The organism is Pantoea sp. X-Soil-YNGN-785 (assembly GCF_059730585.1).
Window position 1 is genome coordinate 337,986 of the sequence record NZ_AP035943.1, and the last position, 17,131, is coordinate 355,116.

Here is a 17,131-nt window from a genome sequence, read left to right on the forward strand (position 1 = left end):
ATGACCGTTGTCCACTCTGATCGTCGTCCTGAAGATGCCGTCTATCGGCACGTGATCCCGGCAGGCGAGCCGTGGCTGTTCGAAGTCAAAAAAGGGCAAACGCTGCGCCTGCTCGACCTCGAAGGCAATCAGGCGATAGATACCCTGTTTTACAACACCGACAACCCGCGTGAACGCTACGATCCTCAGCGCACGCTGCGTCGTCAGGGCAAGGTCTATCTGACCACTGGCAGCGTGCTCTATTCGAATCTCGGCAATCCGTTGCTGACAATCGCCGCCGACACCTGTGGTCGCCACGATACCCTGGGAGGAGCCTGTTCCCAGGAGAGCAACACCGTGCGCTATGCCCACGATAAACGCTACATGCACAGCTGTCGGGATAACTTCCTGTGCGCCTGTCTGCATGATGGCCGTCTGCACAAGCGGGATATCGGCGCCAACATCAACTTTTTCATGAACGTTCCGGTCACGCCTGAAGGCGGTCTGACCTTCGAAGACGGCTTATCTGCGCCCGGAAAATATGTCGACCTGGTAGCCGAATGCAACGTAATGGTGCTGATCTCCAACTGTCCGCAGCTGAATAACCCCTGCAACGGCTGGAACCCGACGCCCGCCGAAGTGCTGGTGTGGAACTGAGCCAGCCCTATGAACTTCTCTGGCCACCTTTTTAGTGCCGGTCAGCCCCGGGGACGGCCCCAGGGAATATCGAATTTTGCGGGACGACCCGCATCCCTGAGAGTTCGCCTATGTTTGATACCTTACTGATTGCTAATCGCGGCGCGATCGCCTGTCGCATCCTTCGCACGCTGCGTGCCATGCAGGTGAAAGGCGTCGCCGTTTACTCCGAAGCCGACCTGAGCAGCTTGCATATCCGCGAGGCGGATGAGGCGCTGAGCCTGGGTGAAGGCCCGGCCGCACAAACCTATCTGGTGACGGAAAAAATCATCGCTGCCGCGCAGCAGAGCGGGGCAAAAGCGATCCATCCTGGCTACGGTTTCCTTTCCGAAAACGCCGCCTTTGCGGAAGCGTGCGAGGCCGCCGGTCTGATTTTTGTCGGTCCCACGCCGCAGCAGTTACGGACCTTTGGCCTGAAACATACGGCCCGCGCGCTGGCGAAGGCTGAAGGCGTGCCGTTGCTGGAGGGCAGTGAGCTGCTGGCGGATGTCAGCGAAGCCCGCCGCGCCGCAGAGCGTGTCGGCTATCCGGTGATGCTGAAAAGCACGGCGGGCGGTGGCGGCATTGGCATGCGCGTCTGCGGTGATGCGAATGAACTGTCAGACGCGTTTGAAACCGTACAGCGTCTCGGCCAGAACAACTTCAGCGACGCAGGGGTGTTTCTCGAAAAATATATCGAACGTGCCCGTCATCTTGAGGTGCAGATTTTCGGTGACGGAAAGGGCGAGGTTATCGCGCTGGGCGTGCGCGACTGCTCGGTTCAGCGACGTAATCAGAAAGTGATCGAAGAGACGCCTGCGCCGAATCTGCCAGCTGGCATGGCCGAAGCGCTCTGCTCGGCGGCTATCGCCCTGGGGAAAGCGGTGAACTATCGCAGCGCGGGCACGGTTGAATTTGTTTACGATAGCGCAGCACTACAGTTCTATTTCCTTGAAGTGAATACCCGCCTGCAGGTTGAACATGGCGTAACAGAGCAGGTCTGGGGCGTGGATCTGGTGAAATGGATGATTGAGCTGGCGGCAGGTGATCTTCCGCCGCTGAGCGCATTAGCCGCCACGCTGAATCCACAGGGCCATGCCGTGCAGGCGCGCATCTATGCAGAAGATCCGGGACGGCAGTTCCAGCCTTCACCCGGACAGTTAACTGAAGTCCATTTCCCGGCATCCGACGGTAAAACTCTGCGCATCGACCGCTGGGTGGAGGCCGGATGCGAAGTCCCGCCATTCTTTGACCCGATGCTGGCAAAAGTGATTGCCTTCAGCGCTACGCGCGAAGAATCTATCGCCACCCTGGCACAGGCGCTGGCAGAAACCCGTTTTTATGGCGTTGAAACCAACCGCCGCTATCTCCAGCAGATTTTAGCCTTTGCGCCCTTTACGGCGGGTGAACCCTGGACCCGCTGCCTGGAGCAGCTCAGCTATCAGGCGGCCACCGTTGAGGTACTGAGTGCCGGCACCCAGACCAGCGTGCAGGACTATCCTGGACGACTGGGATACTGGGCGGTTGGTGTGCCGCCGTCGGGGCCGATGGACGATCGCGCCCTGCGTCTCGGTAACCGTCTGCTGGGAAATGAAGAAGGTGACGCTGCGCTGGAAATCACCCTGAACGGGCCCACCCTGAAATTTAACACGGCGATTCAGGCGGTGGTCTGCGGCGCGCCGCTCAGTGTCACGCTGGATGGCGTTGAACAGGCGATGGACACTGTGTTTACCCTCCCAGCGGGATCAACGCTGAAGCTGGGCGCGATGCGTGGCGAGGGCGTCAGAAGCTATCTCTGCCTGAGCGGGGGTATTCAGGTGCCGGACTATTTAGGCAGCAAAAGTACCTTTACCCTCGGTCAGTTTGGCGGACACGCTGGTCGTGCGCTGCGCAGCGGCGATGTGCTGCATCTCGCGCCGCGGACTACGAACACAGCCGGAACAGAATTGCCTGATGCGCTGCGCACCGATCTCGCGCCGGTTCGCACGCTGCGCGTGATTTACGGTCCCCACGGCGCGCCGGAGTTCTTCGCGCCTGACTATATGGCGACGTTCTTTGCCACAGAATGGGAAGTGCATTTTAACTCCAGCCGCACAGGCGTGCGCCTGATCGGGCCAAAGCCGATCTGGACCCGCGACAGCGGCGGCGAAGCGGGACTGCACCCCTCGAATATTCATGACAACCCTTACGCCATTGGCGCGGTCGACTTTACCGGTGATATGCCGGTCATCCTGGGACCGGATGGCCCGAGTCTCGGCGGGTTCGTCTGCCCGGCGACGGTGATCGAAGCGGATCTCTGGCAACTGGGACAGCTCAAAGCGGGTGACAAAGTGCAGTTTGTTCCGGTGGATATCCCGACGGCACGGCGACTGGCAGAGGGACGTCGCAACGAGCTGACCACGCTACAGCCACAGGAGATTCACTGGGAGCCTGCGCCGCTGATGTCGCCGATAATAATGGCCTGCGGCGAGGCGGATAAACGTCTGGTGGCACGGCTTTCTGGCGATACGCATCTGCTGCTGGAGGCAGGCGAGCCGGAGTTGGATCTGGTACTGCGCTTTCGCATTCACGCCCTGATGCAGGCGCTGGAAACGCAATCCCGCAACGGCATTACTGATATCACGCCGGGCATTCGCTCGCTGCAAATCCACTTCCAGCCGGAGACGCTGACGCCAGACGTACTGCTGGCGTGGGTGCGCGGTGAGTGGGAGAGGGTCTGCATGAGTGACGACCTTCAGGTGCCGACACGTGTTGTCCATCTGCCGCTCTCCTGGGACGATCCCGCCTGTCAGAAGGCGATCGAAAAATATATGACCACCGTGCGTCCGGACGCGCCCTGGTGCCCGAGCAACCTTGAGTTTATCCGCCGGATAAACGATCTGCCGGATGAGCAGGCCGTCTGGAACACCGTGTTTGAGGCCAGCTATCTGGTCATGGGACTGGGCGATGTCTATCTTGGCGCGCCGGTTGCCACGCCGCTGGATCCGCGTCATCGGCTGGTGACGACGAAATATAATCCGGCCCGCACCTGGACGGCGGAAAACTCAGTGGGCATCGGCGGCGCTTATCTGTGCGTTTATGGCATGGAGGGGCCTGGCGGCTATCAGTTTGTGGGCCGCACTCTGCAGATGTGGAACCGATATCACGAAGTGGCCGATTTTGGCGGTAAGCCCTGGCTGCTGCGCTTTTTTGATCAGATCCGTTTTTATCCGGTTTCCGCCGAAGAACTGCTGCAGATTCGTCGCGATTTTCCACTGGGTCGCTATCCGCTGCGCATTGAGCACAGCACGCTGCGGCTAGCAGAGTATCAGAACTTCCTTGCGCGTGAAGCGGAGAGTATCGGCGAGTTTCGTGAGCATCAGCAAAGTGCGTTCAATGCGGAACGTGACCGCTGGATAGCCAGCGGCCAGGCCCATTTCGACAGTCAGGAAGACGTAGCGGAAGAAGGCGGCGACGCGCCGCTGCAGCCGGGCGAGCAGGGGGTTGAAAGTCCGATATCCGGCAATCTCTGGCAGGTGCAGGCGACCGCGGGCAGCCGGGTGCGGGAAGGGGATATCCTGGTGGTGCTGGAGTCGATGAAGATGGAGATCCCACTTCTGGCCCCGTGCAGCGGCATTATTCAGCAGGTCAGCGTCCAGCCAGGCAGCGCAGTACGTGCAGGGCAACGTGTGGCGGTAATCGTTGAAGATAATGCGTAACGACGATCACAATCGACCAGCCGGATAAGGTCATGCTGAATGCCGCTGCGCCCGTCAGCGGCAGATTGCTGGCGGGCGCAGGCAACATGCATCACAGCAGCCGGGTATCAGCACCGCGCGCCCAGTTCTTTTAGCCAGCCGATCATCGCTTCACTGCCAGGCTGACTCAGCGTGCGTTGCGGCCACGCCAGGAAATAGGGTTTGCTCAGAGGCAGGCAAAGATCATCCACCACCACCAGATCGCCACGCGCCAGCTCTGGCGCGATAAGGCGTCGCTGTCCCAGCAACAGCCCCACACCTGCAACCGCCGCATCAATCGCCAGTGAGGTCAGGTTAAAGCTGAATGCGGGCTGCGGCAGCGGTTCATCCATGCCTTTTGCCTGAAACCAGCTTTGCCAGTCTGGCAGAAATCGTCCTTCATTACCCCAGTCGAGGTGGATCAGCGGCGCCTGACTTAAGATCGTTTCCGGCGTCAAACGTCGAAGCAGAGACGGACTGGCCACCGGCAGCACCTCATCCTGAAACAATCTGATCTTATCCAGTTGCGGGTATCGATCTTCACCAAAGCAGATTACGAAATCGGCGGGCATTGCCGTGAAATCGACCGGTGAATGGGTGCCATGTAACGACAGATCGATATCCGGGCAACGATCGCGCCAGTAGGTCAGTTCGGGCAGCAGCCATTTCGACGCCAGCGCCGGTAGTGCGTAAATCGTGAGTTTTGGGGCGCTGGCCGCATGGCGGATGTTCTGCTGACCAAGGTGCAAAATATCAAAAGCTTCGGTGACATAGCGCAGATACTCTTTGCCGGTTTCGGTCAGCATCACGCCGCTCTGCGTGCGCAGAAACAGCGCGCTGCCGAGTTGTTCCTCCAACTGGCGGATCTGCTGGCTGACCGCCGCCGGGGTCAAAGCCAGCTGGGCGGCAGCTTTTGCCAGGCTGCCCAGTTCGGCGGCCACTTTAAAGGACTGTATGACGCTGATTTTGGGCAACCTTGGCAATTGGGCAGGCATTAACTCTTCCTTATCAGGGCAGTAAGTTTTTATCGTTACGCTGCGTGGCAGGCGACAGGTAGAGTAACATCACACCTGCCCATCATGAGAAATGTTGCTATGTCTGGATCCCTCGTTCGTCTCGATCTTCATCCGCTGGCCGATCATGACTGGCGTCAGCGCTGTCGTGAGCAGTTAAACCACGCCGGCGCGCTGGTACTGCGTCAGTTTTTACAACCTCATGCTCTGGAGGCGATTATTGAAGAGGGCAATGCCCGGCGTCATCTGGCCTATCACACCCGCAGCAAACACAATGTCTACCTGATGAAGCCGGATGAAGCGTTCAGCGCGGATCACCCGCGTAACCGGGATGTGCTCAGCACCAAAGGATGCATTACAGATGATGTTATCGCTGCCGACTCGCCGCTGCGCCAGCTTTATAACGATGACCTGTTTAAACATTTCCTATGCGATGTGCTGGCAGAGGAAGCGCTCCATCCTTATGCCGATCCGCTTTCGTCGATTAACCTGCACTATGCGTCTGACGGCCAGGAGCTGGGCTGGCACTTCGACAACTCCTCCTTTGCTATCACCTTACTGGTCCAGAAACCGCTGGCGGGCGGCGTGTTTGAGTATGTGAAGGATCTGCGTGATGCCGATGCCGGTGAGATGAACTTCGACGGTGTCGACGCGGTACTGGACGCGCGCCAGCCGGTTGACGCGCTGGAGATTGATGCTGGCGATCTGGTGCTGTTTCGCGGCCGTAACTCCCTGCATCGCGTGACGCCGACCGAAGGCGAGGTCACGCGGATGCTGGCTGTGCTGGCTTACAATACTCAGCCGGATATCGCGCTGTCAGAAACAGCCCGAATGACCTTTTACGGCAGACTATAAAATCAGGGCGTGTCCGTAAGGGCACGCCAGCCGCGCTGAAAGATTTGCTGCGTGCGGAAAGCCACTAACGCACGCCAGTCCGCATCTTCAGGCCAGAATCCCTCGACCAGTTGCTGTTTTGACGTCTGGCCAGCCGCACTGGCGGGATCGCCAGTGAGATGGAGCCAGTGATCTTCACGCACCCGCCTGTGCATATCCTCTGCCTCGTAGGTTCCGCATTCCACCACTAACGGCAATATCAGTGTGTCAGGAAGGGAACTCAGCAGGTATTGCGACAGATATCCCGTTGCGGTGGCGGTCACACCGGTTACGCTGTCACGTCCTGTACCCGTCAACAATACGGTCAGCCACTCACCATAAATAGTTTTGCCCCACTCATGAGCAGCATAACGCTGCTCTGCAATGGACAGCAGCATCGGATGCCCCCACGCGCCGGCTCCGGTGTGCAGATCAAAGCTGAGGATGGTTTTTGCAACCGAGAGATGCTGGTCGATGATCGCCTTCATCGTAAGGTGAGACCAGCTGGGCTGGTGTCCGCCGAAGAAGAACCCATCCGCAAACGTATATTGTCCGGCTTCCACCACGCGTTTAACTGCCTGCCAGCTCTGGTCCTCCAGTGCCTCAGCTAATTGCCGATCCGCACTGGCACGGTCGCCATGATAGATTCCGTGCCATTGCGCATAATCCGGGTCAGCCGGAAGGGGCTGGCTGAAGTCGATAAAGTTACGATTGAGATCGAGATTGTCTTCGTTTACGCGCCGTAAATGGGCTGCTCCCCACGGATTGAGCAGGTGAACCAGCAGCAGCGCGGTGTCAGCGGGTAATGCTATTTCATCCAGCGCATCGAGCCAGGCGATCTGACAATCCGAACCATAATAGCCTTCAACGCCGTGCGTACCGGAGACCACCAGCATCAGACGTGATGCCGTGGCGGGTCCCAACCGTGCCACATCCGTATACAGCGCTTCACCCTGCTGGCCAGGGAGTGGGTGAGGGTGAGAGGTGATTTCTGCGCCTTTATTCTGCGCAGCGGTAAGAAAGCGTGCGCGCTGAGCGCGGTAATCGGGTAATGCCATGTTCAGCCTCCTGCGATGCGGCGCGCGAACCGCATCACGGATAAACGTTGAATTTGAAGTATTTTTTGGTCAGCTGATCGTAGGTGCCGTTTTTATGGATCTCTGCCAGCGCCGTGTTGATCATCTTCAGATTTACCTCATCGCCTTTGCGTAACGCGATACCGACACCATCACCAAAGATGACTTTATCTACCAGTGTCCCTTTAATGGCGTACGGCTTGCCTTCCGATGTGGTGAGGAATCCCTGTTCAGCAGAGACCGCATTCGCCAGGCTGCCATCAAGACGTCCGGCGACCAGATCCGGGTAGACTTCCATCTGATTAGGATAAGAGACGATTTTGACGCCCTGCGACTCCCATTTGGTTTTGGCGTAAGTTTCCTGGATGGTGCCCTGAGCCACACCAATCGTCTTACCGCGCAATGAGGCAACGTCGGTCGTCAGCTTGCTGGCCGCTGGCGCCAGTAGGGCACTCGGGGTGTTGTACAACATGTCGCTGAATGCCACCTGCTGACGACGTTTGTCGGTCATCGACATTGCCGACAGGATGGCGTCAAATTTCTTCGCCTGAAGGGCAGGGATGCTGCTGTCAAAACCCATCTGCACCCACTGGCACTTCACCTTTGCCTGCGCGCAGATGGCGTTGCCAATATCAATATCAAAGCCCTGTAACGACCCATCAGCCGCTTTAGATTCAAACGGCGGGAACGTCGGATCAACGCCAAAGCGCAGTGTCTGCTGGGCCAGGGCACCCTGGGTGAACGCGGTAAGCGAAAACAGTAATGCAAGGGATACGCTCTTTTTCATATTTTATTTCCCGACAGGTGAAATTAAGCACGACATTTAAATTTAATAACATGCGGCCTGTTTTGCTGCCAGCGAATAAACCGCGTTCTTCCAGAGTAAAATCTTATGTTATTAAGGGGCTGTGCGAATTATTGATACGGCGTTAAATTTTGCTTAATACTAACCTGGTATGGGATGGAGGGCTTGAAAGGTCCGGAACGGGAACCTGAAAGCAGTAATTAATTTAGCTTCGACTCTGTTTTATTGTTACATGCTAAATCAGTTACACTGACTTACATCGTATGTGAAAAAGGAGTTGTCCAGTGCGTACCCGTAAATCTGCACGTTTACTGATCATGAACGCTCTCAATCAGGTTTTATTATTCAGATTCAGGCATGAAAGTGATGCGCTGGCAGGCAGAGTATACTGGGCAACGCCCGGTGGAGGCGTGGAAACAGGAGAAACGTTTGAGCAGGCAGCCCTCAGGGAACTCAGGGAAGAAACAGGTATTAACGTTGATTCGGTGGGGCAACCGCTAACAGAGAGAACTTTTGAAATGACGCTCCCCAGCGGTGAGGTAGTTCTGGCACATGAGCGATTTTATTTAATTAAAACAGGTGATGAAAATATCAGTACTGGCGGATGGACCGATAATGAAAAACAGTCATTGCCAATTATCATTGGTGGGATCTGAATGAACTGATAAATACTGACGATATCGTTTATCCCTCAAACATTCCTGATATCTGCTCAATACCGGATGAGTTATAAAATATCTTCTGGCTCCGGGCCTGTCAATCAACGGCTCAGGTCAAAAGCGCCGCACCAGAGGCGTCATAGCCGATTTTTCAGCAAATCACGTGAAACGGCCAATCAAAGACTTTAAATGCGCACAATCTATCTTATGTTAAATAAGCTATCGAGCTCATGTCCAGTGGCGTAGTAAACTCCCCCTTTCACTTTTGCTTAAACGCTGAGTATGTATCGCAACTAATCTTCATGATTATATCGCTCAGGCATTCCATATCTTTCTGGAAAGACCTTTCTGTTGTTCGCATTTTTCCAGTGCTCTCAGACCGGCACGGATCACTTCACTCGTGTTGTTATATCGTCCACTTTCGATCTGTTCACGGATGAACGCTTCAAAATAAGGTGTTAGTGCTACGCTGGTTGGCATGTTGTTGCTCCCGCCGGATTACTATCAGTTAATAACTGTTAGTATTTCAGAGTAACACTTCTTCATCAACTTCAGGCTTAACGGTCCGCTACTGATTTGTCTGCTTAGCGTAGTGGCTAAAATACATAACGTTCTGAACTTAATAGCAAAAACCCCGACTGCTGTCGGGGTTTTAAGCCACTTACTCCTTAGCTATCGGCGTCTCGCTTACATCTATTTTCGTTTCACCCTGGATAGTCTTAATCCGTTTCTCAACGTCATTCACCTGTTCGCTGCTGTGCAGCAAGGTGTACGTCAGGTCAAATGCCGTACTGGCGCCCGGTTGCAGTTGCTTGACGCGCTTTTGCTCGCGTTCAATGGTGACCGGATAGGCGTAACTGGTGCCTGGCTCGATGCCGGTCACGTAGCCCTGTTTAAGGGTGTCAGTATTTTTCCATAAGGTCAGCATCGGCAGCTGACGGGTATCAAACTGGATCGATGCGCCGCTGTTTCCGGCTTTGTTAATCACTGCAGCGACGGTCTGGTGATTGCTGTCGGAAAGTGGCTTGATGTTGAATACCATCTCATCAAAGTCTTTGGTCGGAGCTTTGTAGGTCTGCCACTCTTTTAACCCGGCTTTTGCATAGTCATTGAACGGGCTGATGCCGGACATCGGGGCCAGGAAACGGGCGCCCTCTTCCAGAATAGGCTGGCCGAAGTTGCTGTGATAGATAATCTGATAATCGTGCGGATAGTCAGCGTGATTAGTTAACACGTCATGCAGGCTGAAACTGTTGCTGCCCGGCACATAGCGCAGCTCGGTCATGGTTTGCAAATTCGTCTTCTTAAAGGTGCTCTCTTTAATCAGGCCGCGAATACGGATTTCATGCGGTGCAGCATCAGCCACTTCAACTTCCAGCTGCGAAACCGGCGTGTTACCTGCTTTACCGTGCAGCGTGTAAATCCGGCCCTGATCGGTAACCGGATGTCCGGTCCACTCATAGCCACAACGCACCATCATCTCGTTGAATCCGTCCAGCCAGCCCAGACCGTTGCGGCTTTCCAGATTGATATAAGCGGGATTAACCACCTCTTTCACCGGTGAATCCCATCCCATACGAGAACCAAAGCCCTCAACGCGCAGTAAGTTCATGCCGCGTGTCGGGCTAAGTGTGATGGTCAGGCCATCCTGACTGTGGATGGTGATGATTTTACTGCCTTCCTGCTTGCCACCATGAAGCACTTTTTGCTCAATGCTGAACGGCTTCCCCTGGAATTTCAGCTCACTGCTGGAAATCTGCCAGTTGCCCTGCTCGGTGCCCTGTTCAGCACTCGTCAGCACCCAGGTTTTCGCCGCTGCTGAACCTGAAACCAGAACCGCCAGTACTGTTAACGCCAGTTTAATCTTCATCATCCGCCTCATTTGCTGAATCGTTTTTTCATTCCATAAATGGAATCTACTGTCTGACGCTGACCAGAAACGTGACGATGCTCACCTGCCAGAAAACCGGTGCTTTTTAACAACATTATTGCGGGTTAAATCACATAAATTTTGTTCAACAAAGAATAACCACGACGTATTTTTCGCGTCACAGACTCATGAGCTGTACTCGATTCAGCTCGCCATGCAACGAAAATCGTCAATCCCTAATCAACGTCCTCTTAAAAAAACGTTAAAAAAATTTCAAAATCGCGCAACTTTTTCCCGTTTTAAACGAACCTTAGAAAAGAGACGTCAGACAACCCCGTCTGCTCGTTAATGGAGAGAGTCACGCCAATGAAAAACACCCTGAAAACCCTGGCCGTCGCTACGCTGCTGGCACTGAGTGTTCCGGCAACATCCGCTTTTGCGGCGTTACAGGTCGGTGAAAAAGCACCGGATTTTAAACTCGACGCCGCGCTGGCGGGTAAATCGACCACCTTCTCATTACAGCAGGCGCTGAAGAAAGGCCCGGTTGTTCTTTACTTCTTCCCGGCGGCGTTCAGTGCGGGTTGTACGCTTGAAGCGCATGACTTTGCTGAAGCGACCGATGAATTCAAAAAGCAGGGTGCGACCGTCATTGGTGTCACCGCCGGTAATACCGATCAGATTGCTAAATTCTCGCAGCTGGAGTGCCGTGACAAATTTACCGTTGCCGCCGATCCGGGTGCCAAAGTTGCCGAAGAATATAAGAGCACAATGGAGATGAAGGGTCAGAAAGTCTCAGACCGCACCTCGTATGTGATTGCGCCGGACGGCAAAATCCTGCTGAGCTTCACCGATAAAAATCCTGATACGCATATCCAGAAAGCGATGGATGCCGTTAAAAAATATCGCCAGGCCAATCCGGCATAACTTCATCATCTGAGCAGGTACATCATGCTGACTGCGATTGCAGCCGCCTTCCTGGGCGGCATTATTCTGAACCTCATGCCCTGCGTGTTTCCGGTGATCTCGCTGAAAGCACTGAGCCTGATCCGCCATCACGAATCGCCCTCACACGCCCGTGCAGAAGGTCTGGCCTTTTTGCTTGGTGTCGTGGTGACGATGGTTGCTCTGACCGCCGTATTGCTGCTGGCCAGGGCGGGCGGTGCGTCGGTGGGCTGGGGATTTCAGCTGCAATCGCCGCTGGTTATCGCCGCACTGATTCTGGTGATGCTCGGCTCAGCACTGAACCTGCTCGGTCTGTTTGAAGTCGGACTGTCGATCCAGCGGGTCGGCGAAGTGGGCGGCGATCGCGGTGGACTGGTTGGTTCAGCCCTGACCGGGGCGCTGGCCATCATCGTCGCCACCCCCTGCAGCGCGCCCTTTATGGCCAGCGCGGTAGGCTATGCGCTGACCCAGCCTCCGCTGGTCAGTGTGGTGATCTTTATATCGCTGGCGCTGGGCTTTGCTGCACCCTTTACCCTGATCTCATTCTTCCCGGTTCTGGCGAGAATATTGCCAAAGCCCGGTGCCTGGATGATCACCTTGAAACAGGGTCTGGCGTTTCCGATGCTGGGAGCGGTGGGCTGGCTGATCTGGGTACTGGAACGTCAGGCAGGATCGGCGGCCCTGGCCGCGATTCTGGCCTGTTGTTTACTGTTTAGTTTTGCTGCCTGGCTGTATGGCATGGCGCAGAAACGCCGTATGATGGGACAGCGTCATGTGGTACTGCATGTTGCCACCGCGTTCTTTCTGGCGCTGGTCGTAGTACCGTTACTGAATCTGAACAGTTTTGCCACGGCACCGGCTGAGACGGAAGCCGCCTCACCGGCCGCTGCCGCGGTGGCCTGGTCGCCACAGAATGTCGATGCAATTAAAGGTCAGGGTAAGCCTATCCTGGTGAACTTTACCGCGTCCTGGTGTATTACCTGCCAGGTCAACGATCGCACGTCGCTGTCGACGCAGGCGGTAAAAGCGGCCATGGCGCGTACCAGCACCATTTACATGGTCGCGGACTCAACTAAATACAATCCCGATGTTGAACAGGCGCTGAGTGATTTCGGACGCGGTGGATTACCTCTCTACGTGGTCTACCCGGCTGATGGCGGCAAACCGGTGGTACTCCCGCAGGTGCTGACGCCGGGTATCGTGATTTCAGCGCTGGATCAGGCAACGGAAAAAGGAAAGAAAACCTGAGACGATTGATGAAACGATTTTCTGCTCCGGTATCAGTACACGGCGACAGTGTGCTGATCTGCTGATGACTGATGTCAGACACTGATCAACGCGCGCAGCACTGGCCAGCCTTAATGGCCCGGGCGCAGGCGGGCGACAGAGCAGCCTATAACCAGTTACTTAAAGCGATGGTTCCGGCCATCCGGGCACTGGTGTGCAGAAAAATCGGTGATGAGGTGCTGGTTGAGGATGTGATTCAGGATACGCTGCTGGCAATCCATCGGGTGCGGCATACCTACGATCCGCAGCGCCCGATTCTGCCGTGGGTGGCCGCTATTGCTTCTGCCCGAACGATTGACGCGCTGCGCCAGCATGGACGTCGTCAGGAGGTTCAGGATGATGAGGCGCTGCAGCAGCGGCCCGCTGAAAGTGCAGAAGCCTCAGCCGATCCCGATATCCTCTCAGGCTATCTGGACACCCTTCCGCTACGTCAGCGGGAGATCGTCGAATCCGTGCATCTGCGCGAGCAGAGCCTGGCGCAGGCAGCCGCTGAAACCAATCAGTCTCTCTCTGCCGTTAAATCCCTGTTGCATCGCGCAATGGTCAATCTTCGAAAATATGGACGGGGTCATCATGAGAAATCATGACCAGTTAATCGATCAGCTCAGCCAGTCTGCCCAGCCGGTGCAGCGTGTCTGGCCCACCGCCTGGCGCGTTGCGGGCTGGATCGCGCTCGCCCTGCCTTGTGGCGCACTGACCAGTTGGGCGTTTCACAGCAGGTTTACTGACTGGAGCCAGCCTGGCGCATGGCTGGCATTTGTCGCCGTACTGCTCTCTCTTATTATTGCGGGCAGCACGCTGGCGGCAGCCTTTACGCTGAGTATCGCAGGACGAAAACCCGTCAGCCTGCGCTGGCCACTGCTGCTGGCGTTGATGTGGCTGGGGCTGAATGTGATAAACATGTCACCTGAGACCCCGCCTGCGGGCGCGAGCCGCTTTGGTGAAGGGATACACTGCTATCTGTTTATGCTGTCGGCCGGCGTACCGATGATGTTGATGTCCGTCATCACCCTGAAACGCACCCGCTCGCTCTATCCCGCGCGCAGCCTGGCGCTGAGCGGCTGTGGCAGTGCGTTTACCTCATCGATGTTGCTGTCGCTGTGCCATGAAACCCATCTGCATATGCTCGATTTTTCCATGCATCTTGCGGCAGGCATTACCATTGTGGTGCTGACGGTGCTGGCAGGACGCCGCTGGGTCCGACTGGGCGCATAATGGCTTTGTTAATTACTCTGCGACCAGCTCAATCAGGTTTCCATCCGGATCGCGAATAATCGCTTCATAATAGCCGTCACCCGTGCGGCGCGGTGCCGCGACCAGAATCCCTTTCTCTACCGCTCTGGCGGCCATCTCATCAACCTGCTGCTCATTACCGATGCTTATTGCTATGTGTGCCCAGCCAGTGACTTCCCTGCCCGGCTGTCCCTCTGCCAAATCGGGCAGGGTCATCAGCTCAATGGTTGCGCCCTGCTCCAGTTGCATAAAGATGGAGGCGAAGCCGGGACGGTTCCGGCTTTTATAGCGCGCATTGCTCTCCGCGTTAAACCACTCGCGCCAGAATTGCTGCTGTACCTCAAGGTGACGTGTCCAGAGTGCGACGTGGGCGATTTTCATCTGTTTTTCTTTGCCGTGTTGTGGCCCAGGTTAAGGGTTAGAGAAACCGCGCCAACGACCAGCATCAGCGCCATGATCAGTGAAAATGAGAAACCCAGATGGGTGTAATGCGCCACATAGCCAATGACGGCGGGTCCGCTCAGCACGCCCAGATAGCCGAGCGTGGTAATAGCCGGTATGGCGACCGCCTGCGGCATCACCGTCTGACGTCCGGCAGCAGAAAACATCACCGGCACGATATTGGCGCAGCCTGCACCGACCAGGGTGTAACCCAATAGTGCCAGCGGCCAGAAGGCGATAAAGGTCACCATCGCCATGCCTGCTGCGGCAACCAGTGCACCACCCTGCACCACAGGCAGACGACCCAGCGACGAGATGATGCGATCGCCGGTCAGGCGCGCCACCGTCATCGCCACAGCAAAGCAGGTATAACCCAGCCCGCCCAGTGAGACCGGAATGGCCCGGACATCAGTCAGATAGACCGCACTCCAGTCCAGCACGGTGCCTTCGGTCAGGAAGACTGCAAAGCAGATGATGCCGATAATCAGTACGCTACCACGCGGAACTGCAAACACCGGGCCTTCAGCGGGATTGGCGTAAGTCAGTAAACCCGATACGCTGACCAGCGTCATGATAATCACCGCCGCTACCGCGAGTAAGCAGCCGGTCAGCACGCTAAAACCCATCGCCAGCAGCAGCGTCATAAAGCCAGCACCCGCAATGCCGCCCAAGCTGTACATGCCGTGAAAGCCGGACATCACCGGTTTCGCAGCCTGCTTTTCCACCAGGATCGCCTGAATGTTCATGGCGCAGTCGGTCACCCCGATGCCGATGCCAAAAATCAGTAATGCCAGCGCCAGCAGCAGCGGATCGCTAAGCACCGCCAGCCAGGGTGTACTGATAACGATCAGCGCAACGGCAACCAGGATCACCCGGCGGCAGCCAAAGCGGCTGGTCAGCCAGCCCGTCACCGGCATTGCGATCAAGGCACCGACGCCCAGACAGAGCAGTAACGTGCCCAGTTGTGCTTCATTAACGCCGGTATTAGCACGCGCGAAAGGCACAATCACGGCCCAGGTTGCAGTAATAAATCCGGCCAGAAAAAAGATGATGCGCGTTGCCTGAGCGGATGAGACGTTATTAGCCATTACGATCCTTAATCAGATGCTTGAGAGACAAAGTAAGCGTATCGATTAGCCGCTATTGACACCCTGCCGGTAAGTGAACGATCATGCTCACTATAGCTCGTTTATGAACACTCTGGAGTCTACATGCTCGATTATGCAGCTTTCCCGCAGCAGCGGCAAGCCCTGATTCGTGAGATCCTGCAGCAGAATGGTCGTGTGGTCTGCGTGGATCTGGCCCGGCAGATGGCAGTGTCTGAGCACACGATCCGCCGCGATCTGCATGAACTCAGTAAAGAGGGCTTATGCAAAAAAGTGTATGGCGGCGCAGTTTTACAGTTGCAGGGTGCAGGCACGTTTGTCAGCCGAAAAGAGCACGATCATGCAGCAAAAGCCTTGATCGCGCAGCGCTGTGCCAGTCTGGTGAAAGCCAGCAGCTGTATCTTCATTGATGCCGGCACCACCAATCTGGCGCTGGCAAAGGCGCTTCCGCCTGAGCTGAGTCTGACGGTTGTCACCAATGCGCCCGATATCGCCGCGCTGTTGATCAATCATCCTGTCGCAGAGGTGATCATGCTGGGCGGGCAGATACAAAAAAGCACCGGCGGCGCAGTCGGGCAAACCGCGATTAACCAGATTCAGGGGATACTTTTCGATCAGGCATTTATTGGCGGCTGCGCCATGAGTCCTGAAGCCGGGCTGACCGGTTTTAACTATGCGGATTGTGAATTCAAGAAAGTCGCCATGGCCCAGAGCAATCAGGTTATTGTCGGGCTGACGGCAGATAAAATCCCCGCTGTGGCGCGGTTCAGCGTGGCGAAATGCCGTGACATTTCAACGCTGGTGGTGGAAGAGAAGCTTGATAAAATCCTGCTTGATGCCTTTGCGGTTGAAGAGATCACGCTTATCACCGTCTGAGCCAGGAACGATGGAGAACTGCGGATTGTGGTCTGATTTAAAAAACAGGCACGGTTCGAACTGCCTGAATGGGTGACACCCCGGACTCTGATGCTGCCAAACCTCCGGCTTTGGCGTAGGCTGAAAGCTGGCGGGTTAAATGACACAGGAGATCGTGATGCAAACTGAAATGACAGCGCAATGCCACTGCGGCGCAGTGGCATACCGGGTAACGCTGAAGGATGGATTCAACACCGTGCGCCGCTGCAACTGCTCGTTTTGCCGGATGCGCGGCGCGGTGGTGGTATTTGCGACAAAGGTCGAGCTGACGCAGGGTGAAGCACAGCTCACAGAGTATCGCTTCAACAGCAAAGAGGTGGGCCACTACTTCTGCTCCGTCTGCGGCATTTATACCTTTCACCAGAGCCGCTCGCAGCCCGATCAGTTTGGGGTTAACGTCGCCTGCTTAGAAGGTGTTTCACCTTTTGACTTCACCGATGTGCCAGTTTCCGATGGCATCAACCATCCTAAAGATGGCGGTGCAGGCGGTGTAGCCGGTCATCTGATCTACACCCCCACACAATCCTGAACGATCGCAATC

General features: G+C 55.9%; 15 protein-coding genes and 2 pseudogenes. 10 read left to right on the plus strand and 7 right to left on the minus strand.

The window, feature by feature from the left end:
• A complete protein-coding gene (locus AC6I8E_RS20260; RefSeq protein ID WP_013196260.1) occupies positions 1-636 on the plus strand; it encodes an urea amidolyase associated protein UAAP2 in 636 nt (211 codons plus the stop codon).
• 110 nt (positions 637-746) lie between these two features.
• A complete protein-coding gene (gene uca / locus AC6I8E_RS20265) occupies positions 747-4,352 on the plus strand; it encodes an urea carboxylase (protein WP_497824721.1) in 3,606 nt (1,201 codons plus the stop codon).
• A gap of 107 nt (positions 4,353-4,459) precedes the next feature.
• Here the strand turns inward: uca and AC6I8E_RS20270 are convergent, their stop codons facing one another.
• Positions 4,460-5,365, minus strand: a complete 906-nt coding sequence (locus AC6I8E_RS20270; RefSeq protein WP_061060795.1) for a LysR substrate-binding domain-containing protein — start codon at positions 5,363-5,365, stop codon at positions 4,460-4,462.
• 99 nt (positions 5,366-5,464) lie between these two features.
• Between AC6I8E_RS20270 and AC6I8E_RS20275 the strand changes: the two genes are divergently transcribed.
• Positions 5,465-6,238, plus strand: coding sequence for a HalD/BesD family halogenase (locus AC6I8E_RS20275; RefSeq protein WP_147788864.1), 774 nt, complete (start codon positions 5,465-5,467; stop codon positions 6,236-6,238).
• Between the two features lie 2 nt (positions 6,239-6,240).
• On the opposite strand, the gene AC6I8E_RS20280 is transcribed toward AC6I8E_RS20275, so the two are convergent.
• Positions 6,241-7,314, minus strand: coding sequence for a DUF2817 domain-containing protein (locus tag AC6I8E_RS20280; protein WP_497824722.1), 1,074 nt, complete (start codon positions 7,312-7,314; stop codon positions 6,241-6,243).
• Between the two features lie 34 nt (positions 7,315-7,348).
• Positions 7,349-8,119: an ABC transporter substrate-binding protein gene (locus AC6I8E_RS20285; RefSeq protein WP_497824723.1), complete on the minus strand. Its 771-nt coding sequence runs from the start codon at positions 8,117-8,119 to the stop codon at positions 7,349-7,351.
• A 302-nt stretch (positions 8,120-8,421) separates the two neighbouring features.
• On the opposite strand from AC6I8E_RS20285, the pseudogene AC6I8E_RS20290 reads away from it, so the two are divergent.
• A pseudogene (locus AC6I8E_RS20290) lies at positions 8,422-8,870 on the plus strand (NUDIX hydrolase).
• A gap of 274 nt (positions 8,871-9,144) precedes the next feature.
• On the opposite strand, the pseudogene AC6I8E_RS20295 reads toward AC6I8E_RS20290, so the two are convergent.
• Both AC6I8E_RS20295 and AC6I8E_RS20300 read right to left on the minus strand, forming a co-directional pair.
• Positions 9,145-9,276: pseudogene (locus tag AC6I8E_RS20295) on the minus strand (type II toxin-antitoxin system ParD family antitoxin); the annotation flags it as partial.
• A gap of 181 nt (positions 9,277-9,457) precedes the next feature.
• Positions 9,458-10,666, minus strand: a complete 1,209-nt coding sequence (locus tag AC6I8E_RS20300; RefSeq protein ID WP_497824908.1) for an aldose 1-epimerase family protein — start codon at positions 10,664-10,666, stop codon at positions 9,458-9,460.
• Between the two features lie 366 nt (positions 10,667-11,032).
• Between AC6I8E_RS20300 and AC6I8E_RS20305 the strand changes: the two genes are divergently transcribed.
• From AC6I8E_RS20305 to AC6I8E_RS20320, 4 genes are all read left to right on the plus strand, one after another.
• On the plus strand, positions 11,033-11,590 hold the full coding sequence (locus AC6I8E_RS20305) for a peroxiredoxin (protein ID WP_033735696.1): 558 nt from the start codon (positions 11,033-11,035) through the stop codon (positions 11,588-11,590).
• A gap of 24 nt (positions 11,591-11,614) precedes the next feature.
• Positions 11,615-12,856, plus strand: a complete 1,242-nt coding sequence (locus AC6I8E_RS20310) for a protein-disulfide reductase DsbD family protein (RefSeq protein ID WP_033785077.1) — start codon at positions 11,615-11,617, stop codon at positions 12,854-12,856.
• A gap of 71 nt (positions 12,857-12,927) precedes the next feature.
• A complete protein-coding gene (locus AC6I8E_RS20315; RefSeq protein WP_013196245.1) occupies positions 12,928-13,482 on the plus strand; it encodes a sigma-70 family RNA polymerase sigma factor in 555 nt (184 codons plus the stop codon).
• The gene (locus AC6I8E_RS20320) at positions 13,469-14,110 is read left to right on the plus strand and encodes a DUF1109 domain-containing protein (protein WP_312216174.1); all 642 of its coding nucleotides are present in this window, start codon (positions 13,469-13,471) and stop codon (positions 14,108-14,110) included. Before AC6I8E_RS20315 ends, AC6I8E_RS20320 begins: the two co-directional genes overlap by 14 nt.
• A 12-nt stretch (positions 14,111-14,122) precedes the next feature.
• Here AC6I8E_RS20320 and AC6I8E_RS20325 read toward each other — a convergent pair whose 3' ends face one another.
• Both AC6I8E_RS20325 and AC6I8E_RS20330 read right to left on the minus strand, forming a co-directional pair.
• Positions 14,123-14,509: a VOC family protein gene (locus AC6I8E_RS20325; RefSeq protein ID WP_497824724.1), complete on the minus strand. Its 387-nt coding sequence runs from the start codon at positions 14,507-14,509 to the stop codon at positions 14,123-14,125.
• Positions 14,506-15,657, minus strand: a complete 1,152-nt coding sequence (locus tag AC6I8E_RS20330) for an MFS transporter (protein WP_497824725.1) — start codon at positions 15,655-15,657, stop codon at positions 14,506-14,508. The genes AC6I8E_RS20325 and AC6I8E_RS20330 overlap by 4 nt, the downstream gene beginning before the upstream one ends.
• 123 nt (positions 15,658-15,780) lie before the next feature.
• On the opposite strand from AC6I8E_RS20330, the gene AC6I8E_RS20335 reads away from it, so the two are divergent.
• The gene (locus AC6I8E_RS20335; RefSeq protein WP_497824726.1) at positions 15,781-16,551 is read left to right on the plus strand and encodes a DeoR/GlpR family DNA-binding transcription regulator; all 771 of its coding nucleotides are present in this window, start codon (positions 15,781-15,783) and stop codon (positions 16,549-16,551) included.
• 157 nt (positions 16,552-16,708) lie between these two features.
• The gene (locus tag AC6I8E_RS20340) at positions 16,709-17,119 is read left to right on the plus strand and encodes a GFA family protein (protein WP_013196240.1); all 411 of its coding nucleotides are present in this window, start codon (positions 16,709-16,711) and stop codon (positions 17,117-17,119) included.
• The last annotated feature ends 12 nt before the right edge of the window (positions 17,120-17,131 follow it).